Consider the following 15,781-nt stretch of genomic DNA (forward strand, 5'->3'; position numbering starts at 1 on the left):
GACATGGAAACGATCATCCTTTTCGCCCCCCTCGTCGGCGCGCTCATTTGCGGGTTCGGCTGGAAGTTTCTGGGGGAGACGGCGGCGCAGTGGGTGGCGACGAGCCTGTTGTTCCTCGCCTGTTTCCTCAGCTGGATCGTCTTCCTGACCTTCGATGGCGAGATGCAGCAGATCCAGATCCTTCGCTGGATTGAATCTGGGAGCTTGTCGACCGACTGGGCGATCCGGCTCGACCGGCTGACGGCGATCATGCTGATCGTGATCACCACCGTCTCGGCGCTCGTGCACCTCTATTCCTTCGGCTACATGGCGCATGACGCGAATTTCGACGAGGAGAAGGAGAGTTACCGGCCCCGGTTCTTTGCGTACCTCTCGTTCTTCACCTTTGCGATGCTGATGCTGGTGACGGCGGACAACCTCGTGCAGCTTTTCTTCGGCTGGGAGGGTGTGGGCCTCGCCTCCTACCTTCTGATCGGGTTCTACTTCCGCAAGCCAAGCGCAAACGCCGCGGCGATGAAGGCCTTCATCGTCAACCGGGTGGGGGATTTCGGCTTCGCGCTCGGGATCTTCGCGGTGTTCTTCCTCGTCGATTCCATCAACTTCAGCGATATCTTCGCCGCCGCGCCCGAGATCGCAGAGACGTCGATTTCCTTCATCGGGGTCGAGTGGAATGCCGCCGAACTCGTGGCCTTTCTTCTGTTCGTCGGAGCGATGGGGAAATCGGCGCAGCTTTTCCTGCACACATGGCTGCCGGACGCGATGGAAGGGCCGACGCCGGTTTCCGCGCTGATCCACGCCGCGACGATGGTGACGGCGGGCGTGTTCCTCGTCTGCCGTATGTCGCCGATCATCGAGTTTGCGCCGGATGCAAAGACGCTGATCGTGGTGATCGGGGCCTGCACCGCCTTCTTCGCGGCGACCGTGGGGCTGGTACAGAACGACATCAAGCGCGTGATCGCCTATTCGACCTGTTCGCAGCTTGGCTACATGTTCGTGGCCGCGGGTGTGGGCGTCTATTCGGTGGCGATGTTCCACCTCTTCACGCACGCCTTCTTCAAGGCGATGCTGTTCCTAGGGGCCGGTTCGGTCATCCACGGGATGCATCACGAGCAGGACATGCGGAACTATGGCGGGCTGAAGGACAAGCTTCCGTATACCTTCTGGGCGATGATGATCGGGACGCTGGCGATCACCGGCGTCGGGGTTCCGGCGGTCCTGTTCAAGCTCTTCGGTGTGCCGCTTGGGTTTGCGGGGTTCGTGTCGAAGGATGCGGTGATCGAAAGCGCCTTCGCGGGCGGCACCGGTGCGGCGAGCTTCGCCTTCTGGGCGCTCGTGATCGCGGCCCTCTTCACTAGCTTCTACTCCTGGCGGCTGATGTTCCTGACGTTCTACGGCACGCCGCGGGGTGACAAGCACACCCATGAACATGCCCATGAAAGCCCGATGACGATGGTGGCACCCCTGGGCGTGCTGGCCTTGGGCGCGGTATTCGCGGGCATGATCTGGTACAAGCCGTTCTTCGGCGATGAAGCGAAGGTTCACAAGTTCTTCGGAATTCCGGGCGCGCACGCCGAGGAGAAGGCGGATCACGCGAGCCTGGCTGTTCTGGGCGCAGCGTTTGCGGCCGGCGAAGAGACGCAGGCCGAGGGCGAGGGGCACGGTGAGGCTGACGAAGACGCGGGCGATGCCCCGCAACCGGGGCAAGGTGCGATCTACATGCATCCCGACAATCACGTTCTGCACGACGCCCATTACGTACCGGCATGGGTCGTCTGGTCGCCCTTCGTCGCCATGCTTCTGGGCTTCCTGACGGCATTCCAGATGTACATCCGGCGCCCCGATCTTCCCGGTCGGCTGGCGGAGGCGCAAAGGCCTCTTTACCTCTTCCTCCTGAACAAGTGGTATTTCGACGAGGCCTATGACTTCCTGTTCGTTCGGCCCGCGCGGTGGCTCGGTGGCTTCCTCTGGAAACGCGGCGATGGCGCGGTGATCGACGGATCGATCAACGGGGTTGCGATGGGGATCGTGCCCTTCTTCACCCGGCTCGCGGGCCGGGCGCAGTCTGGCTACATCTTCACCTATGTCTTCGCGATGGTCCTTGGCATCGTCGTGCTGATCACTTGGATGACGATCAGCGGGGGGGCCGAGTAATGGACAACCTGCTTTCCATCGTCACTTTCCTGCCAATGATCGCGGCGATCATCCTTGGCGTGTTCCTGCGCGGCGACGATGAGGCCGCGCAACTCAATGCCAAGCGCCTCGCGCTGACCGTGACGTCGGCGACTTTCCTCATCTCGCTTTTCCTACTGGCAGGGTTCGACCCGAACGATACCGGGTTCCAGTTCGTGGAAGAGGGCGAGTGGATCCTCGGCCTGACCTACAAGATGGGCGTGGACGGGATCAGCCTTCCCTTCATCCTGCTCACCACGTTCCTGATGCCGCTGACGATCTGGTCGGCCTGGGATGTGACGCACCGGGTGAAGGAATACATGATCGCCTTCCTCGTGCTCGAGACCCTCATGCTGGGCGTCTTCGCCGCGCTGGATCTCGTGCTGTTCTACCTCTTCTTCGAGGGCGGCCTGATCCCGATGTTCCTGATCATAGGAATCTGGGGCGGGAAGGAACGTATCTATGCCTCCTTCAAGTTCTTCCTTTACACCTTCCTTGGCTCGGTTCTGATGCTGGTCGCGATGATCGCGATGTATGTGGATGCGGGCACGACCGACATTCCCGCGCTTCTCAGCCATAACTTCGGATCGGAAAGCTTCGAGGTTCTCGGCATTCACGTTCTCGGTGGTGCACAGACGCTGATGTGGCTGGCCTTCTTCGCGAGCTTTGCGGTCAAGATGCCAATGTGGCCGGTGCACACCTGGCTGCCAGATGCACACGTTCAGGCGCCGACCGCGGGATCTGTCGTACTGGCGGCGATCCTTTTGAAGATGGGGGGCTATGGCTTCCTGCGGTTCAGCCTGCCGATGTTCCCGGTGGCCTCCGATATCCTGGCGCCTCTGGTGCTGTGGATGAGCGCGATTGCGATCGTCTATACATCGCTCGTCGCTCTGGCCCAGACCGATATGAAGAAGCTGATCGCCTATTCGTCGGTCGCGCACATGGGGTTCGTCACCATGGGCATCTTTGCAGTCAACCAGCAGGGTGTCGACGGCGCGATCTTCCAGATGATCAGCCACGGCTTCATTTCCGGCGCGCTCTTCCTCTGCGTGGGTGTCGTCTATGACAGGATGCACACCCGCGACATCGACGCCTATGGGGGCCTCGTGAACCGGATGCCGGCTTATGCGCTGATCTTCATGCTGTTCACGATGGCCAATGTCGGGCTGCCCGGCACATCGGGCTTTGTCGGCGAATTCCTCACACTGATGGGCGTCTTCCAGGTGAACACCTGGATCGCCGTGGTGGCGGCGACCGGCGTGATCCTGTCGGCGGCCTACGCGCTTTGGCTCTACCGCCGCGTGGTGATGGGCGATCTGATCAAGGAAAGCCTGAAGTCGATCACCGACATGTCCGGGCGAGAGCGGGCGATTTTCGCACCACTCGTGGTGATGACGATCCTGCTCGGCGTCTACCCGAGCCTTGTGACCGACATGATCGGGCCCTCGGTCGAAGCTCTGGTGAGCGATGTGACGACGGCGCAGGCAGAGTGGCGATCCGAGGTGATGGTCGCCGGTACGGAAGGAGCCCACTGAGATGTCTGGTGATTTCGCTGCGATCCTTCCGGAGATCATCCTGTCCATCTTTGCGATGATCGCGTTGATGGTCGGCGCCTATGGCGGGCAGGACAAGCTGGCGCGCCCGATCCTCTGGTCGACCGTGTCCGCGATGTTCGTGCTGGGGGCAATGATACTCGTCAACGGGCGAGGCACGGTGGTCGCCTTCGACGGCATGTTCGTGAACGATGCCTTCTCGCGCTTCGCGAAGGTCATGATCCTGTGGTCGGCGGCGGTCGTCCTTTTCATGTCCGACGGCTACATGCAACGCCGTGGCCTTCTGAGGTTCGAGTACCCGATACTCGTGGCACTGGCCGCGGTGGGCATGATGGTCATGGTCTCTGCCGGCGACCTGATCACGCTTTACATGGGGCTCGAACTTCAGTCGCTCGCTCTCTATGTCGTGGCATCGCTTCGGCGGGACAGCGTGAAATCGACGGAAGCGGGGCTGAAGTACTTCGTGCTCGGCGCCCTGTCGTCGGGCCTCTTGCTCTACGGTGCGTCACTTACCTACGGCTTTGCCGGAACGACGCAGTTCGCGGGGATCGTCGAAGCGGCAGGTGACGGGGCAATTCCGCTAGGCCTGTTGTTCGGGCTTGTCTTCATCATCACCGGGCTTGCCTTCAAGGTGTCGGCCGTGCCGTTCCATATGTGGACGCCGGATGTCTACGAGGGCGCACCGACACCCGTGACGGCCTTCTTCGCAACCGCGCCCAAGGTGGCGGCAATGGGGCTCTTCGCGCGGGTCGTGCATGACGCATTTGGAGGTGTCGTTGACGACTGGCAGCAGATCCTCGCCCTTCTTTCCGTTCTGTCCATGTTCCTCGGGGCCGTCGCGGCGATCGGTCAGCGAGATCTCAAACGCCTGATGGCCTACTCTTCGATCGCTCATATGGGATATGCGCTGATGGGGCTTGCGGCGGGCACGGCGTTCGGCGTGCAGGCAATGCTTGTATACATGGCGATCTACGTGACGATGAACGTGGGCACCTTCGCCTTCATCCTGACGCTGGAACGGGACGGGCAGCAGGTGACGGATATCGACAGCCTCAACCAGTTTTCCCGCACTTCGCCAGGAAGGGCGCTTGCGATGCTGATTCTTCTCTTCAGCCTCGCTGGTGTGCCGCCGCTCGTGGGCTTCTTCGGCAAGTACTACGTGCTTCTGGCGGCCGTGGACGCGGATCTTACCTGGCTTGCCATTGCCGGAGTGATCGCTTCGGTGATCGGGGCATTCTACTATCTCCGCATCGTCTACCTGATGTATTTCGGGGAAGAGCGCGATCCGCTCGACGCCAACGCGTCACCTGTTCTTGGCGTCGTGCTGGCTGTGTCGGCGGCGATCATGGTGGTCGGCGTCATAAACCTCTTCGGGGTCGAGGCGCTGGCCGAGGCGGCGGCGGCAACCCTTGTCGAGTGACCTCTGGCCGGGGGGGTATGAAAAGATCGTCCTCGGGACGATCGACAGCACGAATGCGGAGGCGGCGCGGCAGGCGCCGCACCTCGGCCGGCCGACCTGGATCATGGCACGCCATCAGACCAAGGCACGGGGCCGCCGTGGGCGCGCCTGGGCCAATCCGCCGGGCAACTTCGCAGCAACACTGGTGATGCGCCCGGGGGGCGTGCCTGGCTGGGCTGCGCTTCGTTCGTTTTTGGCATCCAATGCGCTGTTCGAGACGCTGGCGCTATATGTGCCGCGCGAACGGTTGTCATGCAAATGGCCTAACGATGTTCTTCTCGACAATTGCAAGGTGGCGGGGATCCTGCTGGAAAGTGCCGGCACCGGTACCCGGGTTGAATGGCTCGCCATCGGCATTGGGGTAAATCTTGTTCACACTCCCCCGGCGGAAGAGGACGCGGCATTCGCGCCGATCTGCGTGAAGGATGTAAGTGGCGAGGACGTGGATGCGGAAGAGTTTCTGACCGTTCTCGCGGGCCATTATGCAACCGAGGAAATGGTGCTGGAGCGGCTGGGCTTCGAAACGATCCGGCAGGACTGGCTGAAGCGCGCGGCGCGATTGGGTGAGGAAATCACGGCGCAGATCGGCAACAAGAGGGTAACCGGCATCTTCGACACGGTGGACGAACATGGGCGCCTTGTGCTCATCACAGGCACAGGGCCGGTAAAGATCCCGGCGGCGGATGTGTATTTCTGACAGGGGAGGGGCAGCGGATGCTCCTTTGTATCGACTGCGGTAACACCAATACCGAATTTTCCGTCTGGGATGGCTCGGCCTTTATCGGGACCTGGCGGCAATCCACAGAACATCAGAGAACGGCGGACCAGTATTACGTGTGGCTGTCGACGCTGATGAAGGCGCGGAACCTGAATGTCACGATTGATGAGGTGATTATATCGTCCACCGTGCCGCGGGTCGTGTTCAACCTGCGAGTACTGTGCGACAGGTATTTCAATACGCGTCCCTATGTCGTCGGAAAGCCCGATTGCCTGTTGCCTGTGGCACCGAGGGTGGATGAGGGGACGACGGTTGGGCCGGACCGGCTGGTGAACACCGCGGGCGCATTCGACCGGCATGGGGGCAACCTGATCGTCGTGGATTTCGGGACCGCGACGACCTTTGACGTGGTCGATGATGACGGGGCCTATGTGGGCGGGCTGATCGCCCCGGGGGTAAACACTTCGCTGGAGGCCATTCACATGGCGGCGGCCGCGTTGCCGCATGTCGATGTGACGAAGCCGCAGCGCGTGATCGGAACCAATACCGTGGCCTGTATGCAGGCAGGGATATTCTGGGGCTATGTGGGCCTTGTGAAAGAGTGCTGCGCGCGCATCAAGGCGGAGCGTGACAGGGACATGAAGATCGTCGGCACCGGCGGTCTCGCCCCATTGTTCTCGCAGGGCGACGTTCTATTTGATGAGATTGAAGGCGATCTGACGATGCACGGTCTGACCGTGATCCATCGCTACAATAAGGAACACGAGACGGTATGAGCAGCGAGCGGCTGATTTACCTCCCCCTTGGAGGCGCGGGGGAGATCGGGATGAATTGCTATGTCTATGGCTGGGGCAAGCCCGGGGAAGAGCGGCTGATCGTCGTCGACCTCGGCGTGACTTTCCCGGACATGGAGACATCGCCCGGGGTTGATCTGATCTGGGCCGATCTTGACTGGCTCATTGCCGCGAAGGATCGGATCGAGGCAATATTCATCACCCACGCCCATGAAGATCACGTGGGCGCGGTCGGCCACACCGTCCACAAGCTCGGCAAGCCGATCTATGCGCGTGCCTTCACCTCGAACATAGCCCGGCGAAAGGTTGAGGAGGCGGGGGGCGATCCGGACATCGTGGAAACGCTGGGCCCCTGGCCCCACCAACAGGGGGCGGGGCCCTTCAAGGTGGGTTTTGCGCCGATCAGCCATTCGATCCCCGAAAGCTCCGCCCTCGTGATCGACAGCCCGGGCGGGCGGATCGTGCATTCGGGTGATTTCAAGATCGACCTGACGCCCGGAGTGGGAGAACCGTTCGATCGCGCCATGTTCGTGGAGATCGCGAAGGACGGGGTTCAGGCACTGGTCTGCGATTCCACGAATGTCTTTTCCACGCATCCTGGCCGGTCGGAGGCCAGCGTGGGCCCCGAAATCGAGAAGCTCGTTCAGGCTGCGCCGAACATGGTGATCGCGACAACCTTCGCTTCCAACATCGCGCGCGTGAAGACATTGGCCGAGGCCGGGCAACGGGCAGGGCGTTCGATCTGCCTCCTGGGCCGTGCGATGCGGCGGATGATCGAGGCAGGGGTGGAATCCGGCGTTCTCACCGATTTCCCGAAGACGGTGTCGCCGGAAGAGGCGGCGGACATTCCACGCGATAACCTGATGCTGCTCTCGACGGGAAGCCAGGGGGAACGGCGCGCGGCGTCCGCACAGCTCAGCCGCGGCAAGTATCTGGGGCTCGAGGTGAGTGAAGGGGATCTGTTCCTCTTCTCGTCCAAGACGATCCCCGGCAACGAGAAATCGGTTATTCGGATCATCAACAACTTCAGTGAACGGGGTGTCGATGTCGTCGACGATAGCCGCGATCTTTATCATGTTTCCGGCCATGCGAACCGGCCTGATCTTGAGGCGATGCACGGTCTGATCGCGCCCAAAATGGTGATCCCGATGCATGGCGAGCACAGGCATCTGAGAGAACATGCCCGGATCGCCGAAGAAAGGGGCTATGCCGCAGCCATCGCGCCCAACGGCACAATGCTTGATCTGACTGGGGAAAAGCCGGCGATTGCAGAACTGATCGACGCGGGCCGCACCTATCTCGACGGGTCGGTGCAGATTGGCGCGATGGATGGGGTTGTGCGCGACAGGATTCGCATGGCTCTGAACGGACATGTCACGGTGACACTGATCGTGGAGGATACGGGCGAGCCTCTGGGCGATCCATGGTGTGATCTTCAGGGGCTTCCGGAAACGGGCGTATCGCGCGCGGCACTCGTCGAGGTCCTTGAAGAAGACCTCTCGCAATTCGTCAACCGCGCGCGGGTTAAGACCCTTCTGGATGACGAGGCGATGGAACGCGAACTGCGTCAGATCGTGCGGAACACCGCGCAGAACGAGATCGGGAAAAAGCCCGAGGTGACGGTTGTAATCAGCCGGGTCAGCTGATGAAGCGGATCAGGCTGGCACTGATCGTTTGTGGTCTGCCAGCCCTCCTGCTCGCCGCGAACTGGGTACTGGTCACCCCGTCCCACGATCGTGGCTGGGCCCTGGACCATTCCGTTCTGGCTCGGGCCGAGCAGAAGGGCGAAGTTTGGCGTGTAAGCGGTGTTCGAGATTTCTCGCATCAGGCGAATGGCGCTGTGATCCAGTCGCAATGGGTGGAACGTCGCGTTGCGCCGCGCGACCTGGCCCGCGTCTGGTTCGTTGTAGAGCCCTTTTCCGGGCACGAGGCCGTGGCCCACACGATGCTGTCATTCGAATTTACGGATGGATCGGCCCTCGTTGCCTCGGTCGAGGCGCGGCGCGAGGCGCATGAAACCTACCGTGCCTTGCGAGGCGCACTTCTGCCCTCCTACGAATACGCCGTGATCTGGGCGACAGAGGCCGATATGTACCGCGACACCGTCTTCGCGGGGGATGGCGCGCTTTACCTCTACCCGCTTTCTCTCTCGCCCGAGGCCGCAAAGGGTGTACTCACCGCGATGCTGGAGCTGACCGCTGAAGTCGCGGAAACTCCACGCTGGTACAACACGTTCTTCGCCAACTGTGCCAATGTTCTGGCACTGACGATGAACCGGGTATCTCCGGGGGCGGTTGGATATGACAAGGCGTGGTTCCTGCCCGGATATGCCGCGGAGTTCCTCCACGGCGAGGGGTATCTGGGTAAAGGCGAGGGATTTGAAGCCGTGCGCGCACGGGCGGGCGCGGCCGATCGGGTAAAGGCGCTGCCTCTGGACGTCAGGGGCACGGATTTCTCGCGTGCTATTCGCGAAACAACCGAATAGGCCGTCAGCCGGCCAGTCGCTCGTCGAAGCTCTTTTCGATGAAGGACGGCATATGATCCCCCATGCCGACGACCTTGTCGTCGCCTCCGCGATCCCCGCCACGGCGGCCCCGACGGCCATCTGACCGCTCGGAAGAGGTTTTCTTGGCGGGCTCCGCCTGTGCCGGCGCCTGCGGCTCGTCCTTCCCACGCGACCGGCGGCTTCGTCCGCCCTTCGGCGCGTCATCCCGTATCGTCGCCTCAGGCGCGTCCTGGTCTGCTGACGTCGGCTTGCCCGGGGCGTCCGTCCTCGGAATATCCTTGGCGATTAGTTTCTCAACCGCTGCCAGCGCCTTTTCGTCGCTGCTTGCGCAAATGGTGATCGCCTTGCCTTCGCGGCCAGCGCGACCGGTTCGTCCGATGCGGTGCACGTAGTCTTCGGGGTGGCCGGGCACGTCGAAATTGAAGACGTGGCTCACCGCAGGGATGTCGAGCCCGCGGGCTGCGACGTCTGAGGCAATCAGAAGCCGAAGGTCGCCGGAGCGGAACCCGTCAAGCGTTCGCGTCCGCTGCGATTGATCGAGATCCCCGTGAATCGGCGAGGCGTTGTAGCCGTATTTCTTGAGGCTTTTCGCAACGATATCCACATCCGTCTTGCGGTTGCAGAAGATGATCGCGTTGGTGCAGGTCTCACCCTCGCGGTCGATCAGATCACGCAGAAGGCGGCGTTTTTCGCTCGCGGCCCGGTCGCGACGGCTTCCCTTGAACATCACCACCTGTTGTTCGATCGTCTCCGACGCGGTGGCCTGGCGGGCCACTTCGATCCGCGCGGGATTGGACAGGAAGGTATTCGTGATACGCTCGATCTCAGGTGCCATAGTGGCGGAGAAAAAGAGCGTCTGACGTGTAAAGGGCGTCAGGCCGAAGATGCGCTCGATATCCGGGATGAAGCCCATATCGAGCATCCGGTCCGCCTCGTCCACCACCATGATATCGATACCGGTCAGCAGAAGCTTGCCGCGTTCGAAATGGTCGAGCAGTCGCCCCGGCGTGGCGATCAGAACATCAACGCCCTTGTCGATCAGCGCATCCTGCTCCTTGAAGCTTACACCGCCGATCAGAAGCGCCTTGGTGAGTTTCACGTGCTTCGAATAGGTGTCGAAGTTCTCGGCCACCTGTGCCGCGAGTTCGCGGGTGGGGGCGAGGACGAGGCTGCGAGGCATGCGGGCCCGGGCCCGGCCTCGCGCCAGCATCGTGATCATCGGCAGCGTGAAGGAAGCGGTCTTGCCCGTACCGGTTTGCGCGATGCCAAGAACGTCGCGCCCCTCAAGGGCCGGAGGGATCGCGCCCAACTGAATCGGTGTCGGAGTTTCGTAGCCGGCTTCTTCGACGGCTTTGAGGACTTTCGGGCTTAGCTTAAGGTCAGAGAATTTTGTCATATATGTCCGTTGGTTTACGGACCGCTGTCATGGCCCGTCGGCTGAGAGGCAGGGCCCGGATGGCCCAGACTTGTCCACAAGCCGCCTCAGATTGCGCGTGGCTACACGGTTGTGACCACAAGGTCAATCTGGACGGGCACAGAAGCGAGTAAGTAAGGAGCGACGGCGCAAGCTTTCACCCAAGAAATTGCTGCATCAAACCATGTTTTGGTGCTCTCGCCCGATCCGTTGGTGCGGCCTTCGGGTCCGCAAGACGGTTTCCGCCCGAACCGTATCTTTCCAAGGTCGTGCGGCGGCGGCGATCAGGGTTCGGGTTACGCCCGATTCTACCCCCGGATTTATCCACAAGTTGTCAGGATCTGCTGACAGTGAATGTCGTCGGATTTTGACGGCTGCGCCGCCGCACCGGCCCGGCGAAGGACTTCCGCGAACGCCGCCCCCTCGATATGCCCGCCATAGCTTCCGCGATAGCCGCTTAGGTGCAGGTAAAGACCACCAGAAGATGCCGCGGCCTCGAATGCGGCGCGTGACAGGCGGATCTCTCCCTTCTCTTCGTAAAGGCAAACCGCTGACCAGAGCGCATCACAGGCGCGCCGCCGATGATCGAGCACCCGATAGTCAAGCCGTATCCCGTTGGACCAGGCCGCGGCGATCCGCGGGCCGTCGCCATCGCTTCGAATGACCGAGGTCAGAACGACCCACCGCTCCTGCCGTCCGGCGCGCACCATCGCCGCACGGGCATCGAAGCTTGCTCCTCTCCCGGTGTCGAGCCGGATCACACGGGAGGCGTGGCGTTCAATTCCGGTCTGTGCTGAGCGCGCGCTTTCCGGCGGCGGCGCACAGGCCGCCGCAAGAAGAAACGCAAGAAGGGAAACGCGAAACATCGGTACGGTTTCGCTGATCGTGCTGAAGGCTTTCCTAACGCCCAATCATTTTGGCGAAAATACTCCAGGGTGCGGGGCAGAGCCCCGCATAGATCGGCGCGCCGAAAGGCGCGGCGAGCATCGCTTCAGACCATCATTTCCTTCGTGGCTGAAAGCGTCAGGTCGGGGTGATCGCGTTCGATCCGATCGATGTCCCACTGAAGACGGGTGAGATAGACGACATCGCCGTCATTGTCGTGGGCGATATGGCCTTTGTTCGAATTGACGAAAGCCTCGACCTTGTCCTTCGGCCCGGAAACCCAGCGAGCCGAAGTGAACTGAGAGGGCTCGAACCGAACGGGAAGACCGTATTCGCCTTCGATCCTGCTTGCGAGCACTTCGAATTGAAGCTGGCCCACGACGCCGACGATGAAGCCCGAGCCGATCATCGGCTTGAAGACCTTCGCCGCGCCTTCTTCGGCAAATTGCATCAGCGCCTTGTCGAGGTGTTTGGCCTTCATCGGGTCACCCGCCCGCACGCCCTGCAAAAGCTCAGGCGCGAAGGACGGAATGCCGGTGACGCGAAGCGCCTCGCCCTCGGTAAGGGTGTCGCCGATCCGAAGCTGGCCGTGGTTCGGGATACCGATGATGTCGCCTGCCCAGGCCTCCTCCGCAAGTTCGCGGTCCGCCGCGAGGAACAGCACGGGGTTAGAAACTGCCATGGGCTTCTTGGTGCGCACGTGGGTCAGCTTCATGCCCCGCTGGAAATGCCCCGAGGCGAGGCGCAGGAAGGCCACCCGGTCGCGGTGCTTGGGGTCCATGTTGGCCTGAACCTTGAAGACGAACCCGGCGACCTTCGCTTCGTCCGGCGAGACCTGGCGGGGTTCGGCGGACTGTGGCTGAGGTTCGGGGCCAAATTCGCCGATCCCGCGCATCAGCTCCCGAACGCCGAACGAGTTGATGGCCGAGCCGAACCAGATCGGTGTCATCGTCCCGTCCAGAAAGGCCTGCCGGTCGAATGCCGGCAGAAGCTCGCGCGCCATTTCGATTTCTTCACGAACCTGGCCGAGCAGATCGGCAGGCACATGCTCGGCAAGTTTCGGGTCGTCCAGTCCGCTGATCTCGATCGATTCCGCGCGCTTGTTGCGGTCGGCCCGGGCCATAAGCTCCAGCCGGTCGTTCAGCATGTCGTAGGATCCGACAAAGTCGCGCCCCATCCCGATCGGCCAGGAGGCAGGCGTGACGTCGATGGCGAGGTTTTCCTGAATCTCGTCGATGATCTCGAACGTATCGCGGCTTTCCCGGTCCATCTTGTTGCAGAAGGTCAGGATCGGAAGGTCGCGCAACCGGCAGACTTCGAAGAGTTTGCGCGTCTGGCTTTCCACCCCCTTCGCCCCGTCGATCACCATGATGGCGGCGTCAACAGCTGTAAGCGTGCGATAGGTGTCTTCGGAAAAGTCGGAGTGGCCCGGCGTATCCACCAGATTGAAACGCCATGTGTCGAAGTCGAAGGACATCGCGGAGGCGGACACGGAAATGCCGCGATCCTTTTCCATCTCCATGAAATCCGATCGTGTGCGCCGCGCCTCACCCTTGGCGCGTACCTGGCCCGCCATCTGGATCGCACCGCCGTAGAGCAGAAACTTCTCGGTGAGCGTCGTCTTGCCAGCATCGGGATGCGAAATGATGGCGAATGTGCGCCGCCGGGCGATTTCCGGGGGCAGGGGGGAGGCGTTTGAGGCACGGTCGAGCATGGACGCCATATAGAGATGCCCGAAGGTGTTGAAAAGCCGGGTTGCGTAGGGGCGTTGATTTCGTGGTGCGACTCGGGCAGAGTCGGAACATAACAAGAACAAATGAGCCTTTCGGGCAGATTCTGATGCTCTCAGGGAGATTGATTTGATGACGTTGAACGACATAGCCGCCGAGCTCGTGGCCGGGTGCCGCGAGAACCGGGCGATGGAAAATCTCGACAAGCTTTATGCCGCCGATGCCGTTTCGGTCGAGGCCTCGGATCCGATGGGCATGGGCCGAGAGGCCCACGGCCTTGAGGCGATCAAGGGCAAACACACCTGGTGGGACAGCACGTTCGAGCTGATTGGCGGAGATATCTCCGACCCGTACCCCCACGGGGATGACCGGTTTGCCGTCCGCTTCGAGGTGAAGACCAGGAACAAGGAAACCGGTGAAGTGAGCGAGATGGACGAAGTTGCCGTCTATCACGTCGCCGACGGCAAGATCGTGCGGGAGGAGTTCTTCTACCCCACCGGATGACGCAGCTGCCCGGCGCAGTTGCTTTCGCCGCATCATTTAGGGGTCGATGGTGACGTTTGGCTCTGATAGCTCTCTCCCGAAACGGATCGGGAGAGAGTTATGGATCTTGGGATTGGCGGAAAACGGGCGATCGTCTGCGCAGCGTCGAGGGGCCTCGGCAAGGGCTGTGCCATGGCGCTGGCGGGCGAAGGTGTCGATCTTGTGATCAATGCCCGCGGTGCCGAGGCGCTTGAGGCGACAGCGGAAGAGATCCGCACAACCCATGGCGTGTCGGTCACGGCAATCGCGGCCGATATAACGAGCGCAGAGGGCCGCGCCGCCGTGCTCGATGCGGCGGGCGATGTCGACATCCTCGTCAACAACGCCGGTGGCCCGCCGCCGGGGATGTGGTCCGACTGGACACGTGATGATTTCATCAAGGCCCTCGACGCCAACATGTTGACGCCCATTGCGATGATGCAGGCTGTCGTGCCCGGGATGATGGACCGCGGCTGGGGGCGCGTCGTCAACATCACGTCGCAATCGGTGAAGGCGCCCATTCCGGTGCTGGGCCTCTCGAACTCGGCGCGGACGGGTCTGACAGGGTTCGTCGCCGGCACGTCGCGCCAGGTGGCGAACCGGGGTGTGGTGATCAACAACCTTCTTCCGGGCATTCACGCGACCGATCGCGCCATATCGCTCGATCAGGGCGTGGCGAAGAGCGAGGGTATCTCGGTCGAAGAGGCCAAGATGAAGCGTGAAGCCTCAATCCCCGCGGGCCGCTACGGGACAATCGAAGAATTCGGAGCGGCTTGTGCCTTCCTCTGCTCGCAACACGCGGGCTTCATCGTCGGGCAGAATGTCCTTCTCGACGGGGGCGCCACGAACGCCACGATCTGACCTCCGGCCTTGCCGGGCGACGTTCGGGCTGTTACGCCGCTTCCCTGAGCCTTTCTATCGGGAATGCGCGGTCGGTGATGACGCCTCGCCTCGAAATCATTGATCTGACCCGGCATTTCGGCGGGCGCGATGTCGTGTCCGGCGTCTCGCTCAGTGTGATGCCGGGGCAGGTGACCTGCCTCCTCGGGCCGTCTGGCTGCGGCAAGTCCACGACGCTCCGGATCGTGGCCGGGGTCGATCGGCAGGACGCGGGTGAAATCCGCCTAGATGGCGAAGAAGTCTCCGGCGTCCTGCGCCACGATCCGCCGGAGGCACGCGGCGTCGGCCTGATGTTCCAGGATTTCGCTCTCTTTCCGCATCTTTCGATCGAGGACAACGTGGCCTTCGGCCTCTCGGGCACCCGCGCCGAGAAGCGTGCGCGGGTGGGCGAACTTCTCGAACGGGTACATCTCGAGGGGTATGGCGGCAAGTATCCCCACGAGCTGTCGGGCGGCGAACAACAGCGCGTCGCACTGATACGGGCGGTGGCGCCGAAACCTCGCGTGATGCTGATGGACGAGCCGTTCTCGGGGCTCGACAACCGGCTGCGCGACGGGATCCGCGACCAGACCCTCGATCTCTTGAAGGAGGAGGGTGCGGCGGTTCTGCTCGTGACGCACGAGCCGGAAGAGGCGATGCGGATGGCAGACGAGATCGCGCTCATGCGTGCCGGCAGGATTGTCCAGAAGGGCGCACCCTACAATGTCTACAACGCTCCGGTCGATCGGATGGCCGCGGCGTTCTTCAGTGATATCAACGTCATCCGGGGCAAGGTTCAGGGGGCTCTTACCGAAACGCCCTTCGGCCGTTTCCTCGCCCCCGGCGTGCCTGACGGCACGGAGGTCGAGATCGTGATCCGCCCCCAGCACCTCAGGATTGACTTTGACCGCGACGGCAAAGGCCCGAACCCCACGCCGGAAGATGGCATCCCCGCACGCGGAGTCGTGGATCGGGCGCGGTTCATCGGGAACGAGAGCCTCGTGGAATTTCGCATGGACCATGATGGCTCGCTTCTTAAGGCCGCTGTGCCAAGCGTGTTCCTTCCCAAGGCGGGCACCGCGCTCTGGCTCATGATCCGGCGCGAACGGTGCTTCGTGTTCCCGGTGCGCTCGCCCGGTTCCGGAGAGTGAC

At 62.1% G+C, this 15,781-nt stretch carries 13 protein-coding genes; 10 read left to right on the forward strand and 3 right to left on the reverse strand.

Annotated features, from left to right (window positions below; genetic code table 11):
• The first annotated feature begins 3 nt into the window (after window positions 1-3).
• The 7 genes from nuoL to RXV90_RS21175 are packed head-to-tail and all read left to right on the forward strand — an operon-like array spanning window position 4 to window position 9,178.
• Window positions 4-2,151 (forward strand): NADH-quinone oxidoreductase subunit L, encoded by a 2,148-nt coding sequence (nuoL, locus tag RXV90_RS21145; RefSeq protein ID WP_316651514.1) that lies wholly within the window; start codon window positions 4-6, stop codon window positions 2,149-2,151.
• Window positions 2,151-3,704, forward strand: a complete 1,554-nt coding sequence (locus RXV90_RS21150) for an NADH-quinone oxidoreductase subunit M (protein ID WP_316651517.1) — start codon at window positions 2,151-2,153, stop codon at window positions 3,702-3,704. The genes nuoL and RXV90_RS21150 overlap by 1 nt, the downstream gene beginning before the upstream one ends.
• Window position 3,705: 1 nt before the next feature.
• Window positions 3,706-5,142 carry an NADH-quinone oxidoreductase subunit NuoN gene (gene nuoN, locus RXV90_RS21155; protein ID WP_316651519.1) on the forward strand — a complete coding sequence of 479 codons (1,437 nt, stop codon included), beginning with the start codon at window positions 3,706-3,708 and terminating at the stop codon, window positions 5,140-5,142.
• The gene (locus tag RXV90_RS21160; protein WP_316651522.1) at window positions 5,132-5,878 is read left to right on the forward strand and encodes a biotin--[acetyl-CoA-carboxylase] ligase; all 747 of its coding nucleotides are present in this window, start codon (window positions 5,132-5,134) and stop codon (window positions 5,876-5,878) included. The genes nuoN and RXV90_RS21160 overlap by 11 nt, the downstream gene beginning before the upstream one ends.
• A 17-nt stretch (window positions 5,879-5,895) precedes the next feature.
• Window positions 5,896-6,675: a type III pantothenate kinase gene (locus RXV90_RS21165; RefSeq protein WP_316651526.1), complete on the forward strand. Its 780-nt coding sequence runs from the start codon at window positions 5,896-5,898 to the stop codon at window positions 6,673-6,675.
• The gene (locus RXV90_RS21170; protein ID WP_316651528.1) at window positions 6,672-8,339 is read left to right on the forward strand and encodes a ribonuclease J; all 1,668 of its coding nucleotides are present in this window, start codon (window positions 6,672-6,674) and stop codon (window positions 8,337-8,339) included. The genes RXV90_RS21165 and RXV90_RS21170 overlap by 4 nt, the downstream gene beginning before the upstream one ends.
• Window positions 8,339-9,178: a lipoprotein N-acyltransferase Lnb domain-containing protein gene (locus RXV90_RS21175; RefSeq protein WP_316651530.1), complete on the forward strand. Its 840-nt coding sequence runs from the start codon at window positions 8,339-8,341 to the stop codon at window positions 9,176-9,178. The genes RXV90_RS21170 and RXV90_RS21175 overlap by 1 nt, the downstream gene beginning before the upstream one ends.
• A gap of 4 nt (window positions 9,179-9,182) precedes the next feature.
• Here the strand turns inward: RXV90_RS21175 and RXV90_RS21180 are convergent, their stop codons facing one another.
• The 3 genes from RXV90_RS21180 to RXV90_RS21190 all read right to left on the reverse strand — a co-directional run bounded on the left by RXV90_RS21180 (window position 9,183) and on the right by RXV90_RS21190 (window position 13,212).
• Window positions 9,183-10,595 carry a DEAD/DEAH box helicase gene (locus RXV90_RS21180; RefSeq protein ID WP_316651532.1) on the reverse strand — a complete coding sequence of 471 codons (1,413 nt, stop codon included), beginning with the start codon at window positions 10,593-10,595 and terminating at the stop codon, window positions 9,183-9,185.
• 338 nt (window positions 10,596-10,933) lie between these two features.
• Window positions 10,934-11,479 (reverse strand): hypothetical protein, encoded by a 546-nt coding sequence (locus RXV90_RS21185; protein ID WP_316651534.1) that lies wholly within the window; start codon window positions 11,477-11,479, stop codon window positions 10,934-10,936.
• A 125-nt stretch (window positions 11,480-11,604) separates the two neighbouring features.
• Complete coding sequence (locus RXV90_RS21190) at window positions 11,605-13,212, reverse strand: peptide chain release factor 3 (protein ID WP_316651536.1); 1,608 nt, start codon at window positions 13,210-13,212, stop codon at window positions 11,605-11,607.
• Between the two features lie 148 nt (window positions 13,213-13,360).
• On the opposite strand from RXV90_RS21190, the gene RXV90_RS21195 reads away from it, so the two are divergent.
• The 3 genes from RXV90_RS21195 to RXV90_RS21205 all read left to right on the forward strand — a co-directional run bounded on the left by RXV90_RS21195 (window position 13,361) and on the right by RXV90_RS21205 (window position 15,780).
• Window positions 13,361-13,732 carry a nuclear transport factor 2 family protein gene (locus tag RXV90_RS21195; protein ID WP_316651538.1) on the forward strand — a complete coding sequence of 124 codons (372 nt, stop codon included), beginning with the start codon at window positions 13,361-13,363 and terminating at the stop codon, window positions 13,730-13,732.
• 99 nt (window positions 13,733-13,831) lie between these two features.
• Entirely contained in the window at window positions 13,832-14,611 is a 780-nt protein-coding gene (locus RXV90_RS21200) for an SDR family oxidoreductase (RefSeq protein ID WP_316651540.1), read from the forward strand.
• Window positions 14,612-14,688: 77 nt separating this feature from the next.
• A complete protein-coding gene (locus RXV90_RS21205; protein WP_316651542.1) occupies window positions 14,689-15,780 on the forward strand; it encodes an ABC transporter ATP-binding protein in 1,092 nt (363 codons plus the stop codon).
• Window position 15,781 lies beyond the last annotated feature (1 nt).

Origin of the sequence: Ovoidimarina sediminis, assembly GCF_032586175.1 — a bacterium.
In the GTDB taxonomy this organism is placed as follows: Bacteria; Pseudomonadota; Alphaproteobacteria; order Rhodobacterales; family Rhodobacteraceae; genus Ovoidimarina; species Ovoidimarina sediminis.